Raw genomic sequence first — 2,118 nt, 5'->3', positions numbered from 1 at the left:
AACTGTTACATATAATTCTGGTTTAAAAGAATTCAAAGGTAATGGTATATATGATAATAATAAAATTAAATATAATTTTAATGGAAAAACAGAAAATTTATTAATAGATGAACTTATAGATAGAATAGTGACAGATGCCAATAATTATGATTCATTAGCACTAATATACAGTGAAAGAGGATCAAATTTATTAATTTCAGCAGACAACAAAAATGTAAAAATGTCTAATATTATAATAGAAGAAAAGAAACCTATAAATGATGATTATAATTCCACTTCTTCTCTTTTAAATCGTAACTATTATATTAAAATAGGAAAAGCTGACTCTCTATTAAAAGAAATCGGTATAATGAGTAAAGATTCTAAAATAAAAAATGATAAAATAAGAAAATATAATCAAATAGATCATTATGTAGAATTACTTGAAGGAATAATTGATAAACTTCCAAAAGGTAAGACAATAAATATACTAGATTGCGGTTGTGGAAAATCCTATTTAACATTTGTACTTAACTATTATCTTACAGAAGTAAAAAAATAAAATGTAATTTTATTGGTTTAGATCATTCTCAAGAAGTTATTAAATCTTCTGAGAAAATGGCTTTAAATCTAGGATACAGAAATATGGAATTTAAAGCAATGGATATAAAGGAGTATATTCCTAATAAAAAAATTAATGTTGTTATATCACTCCATGCCTGTGACACAGCCACAGATATGGCACTAGCACTAGGAATAAAAGTTGAAGCTGATGCCATAATTGCAGTGCCTTGTTGCCATAAGGAACTTGCAAGTCAGTATAAATATGAACCTTTTAAAGAAATATTAAAATATGGTGTATTTAAAACGAGAATTGCAGATGTATTAACAGATGGTATGAGATCCCTTATGTTAGAAGCAAAAGGTTATGATGTATCTGTAGTAGAGTATATATCTCCTCTAGAAACACCTAAGAATCTTATGATAAGAGCTCTTAAGACAAGAAATGAAAATGAGCTAGCACTTGATTCTTATATTAAACTTATGTCAGATTTAAATGTATATCCTGCTCTATATGATTTTGTGAATAATTGGTAGAATTAAGTAGCCTATAAAGTAGATATGTTAATAATTATTTTTAGTAGTAAAATATATATAGTTGCCTTGCAATACATAGATATGTATTGCAAGGCAGCTATTACTTCTATATTAATAAATTATTCACTTTAGTTTTTATATTTATATTTTTAATAATAAAAATTTATGATAAAATATATAATCATAATAAAAATTTATAAATTCTAGGATGGTGTTAAAACTAATGAGAATAATTGTTAAGAAAAGAACAATTATACTAGCGTTATTATGTATAGCTATAGGATTTACCTTTGCTTATAGAATTTATGTAACACCTAAAGCTGATTCAGAACCGTGGACAATCTCTAAAACCTCTGATAACTCTAAAAAATTTATTACAAAAGAAACTTTAGTAACTCAAATTAAGCAAAAGCAAAAACTAATAACTACTGAGGTAAATCTAAATGAAAAAATAACTATTGATAATAGTTGGGGAAATCTTAGTATTTTAAAAAAAATACAGAATATAAACTTTATAGGAACTGGATTATATGTTATAGATCTTTCTACTATAAATTCTAATGATATTACTATAGACGACAATGGAATATCTATGAAATTACCAAAACCTTCTGTAGAAATGGTAACTTTAAATGAAGAAAAAACAGTATTTTCTCCTCCGGAAAAAGGATTACTTAGATTTAGTGATATTAAGCTATCTCCTGAGGAACATGAACAATTAACAAGTGTTGTAAAAAATAAAATGAAAAATAAGATGCTAGAAAATCAATATTATAACATAGCACTAAACAACTCTAAAGAATCAATGAAAGCTTTGATACAATCTATATCTGACAATAACAATAATTATAATATAGGGATTAGTTTTAATTAATTCCTATATTATAATTTCTTCTAAATTATTAAATTAAAATAGATATTTTATTTAAATCGCATCTATTAGTTATTATTTATTGAATGCATAATTGTATACAATTATATTTAAGATAATATTTAATATTAATTTACACTTATGATATCCTTCATTTCATTAAATAATCC

General features: G+C 24.2%; 3 protein-coding genes. All 3 read left to right on the top strand.

Annotated elements, in window-relative coordinates:
* Nucleotides 1-541, top strand: a 541-nt coding sequence (locus RH99_RS19835; protein ID WP_243441515.1) for a methyltransferase, incomplete at its 5' end; no start/stop codon positions are given.
* Nucleotides 538-1,077, top strand: a complete 540-nt coding sequence (locus RH99_RS19830) for a methyltransferase (protein ID WP_306301466.1) — start codon at nucleotides 538-540, stop codon at nucleotides 1,075-1,077. The genes RH99_RS19835 and RH99_RS19830, both read left to right, overlap by 4 nt.
* A 223-nt stretch (nucleotides 1,078-1,300) precedes the next feature.
* Nucleotides 1,301-1,951, top strand: a complete 651-nt coding sequence (locus tag RH99_RS17890) for a DUF4230 domain-containing protein (RefSeq protein WP_010241658.1) — start codon at nucleotides 1,301-1,303, stop codon at nucleotides 1,949-1,951.
* Nucleotides 1,952-2,118 lie beyond the last annotated feature (167 nt).

Origin of the sequence: Clostridium arbusti SL206 (assembly GCF_000246895.1) — a bacterium.
In the GTDB taxonomy this organism is placed as follows: Bacteria; Bacillota; Clostridia; order Clostridiales; family Clostridiaceae; genus Clostridium_I; species Clostridium_I arbusti.
This window is presented reverse-complemented; position numbering and strand designations above follow the sequence as displayed.

What these genes read in the sequence shown, in the direction of transcription:
- RH99_RS17890 (WP_010241658.1), top strand. Translation starts at nt 1,301, where the DNA reads ATGAGAATAATTGTTAAGAAAAGAACAATTATACTAGCGTTATTATGT.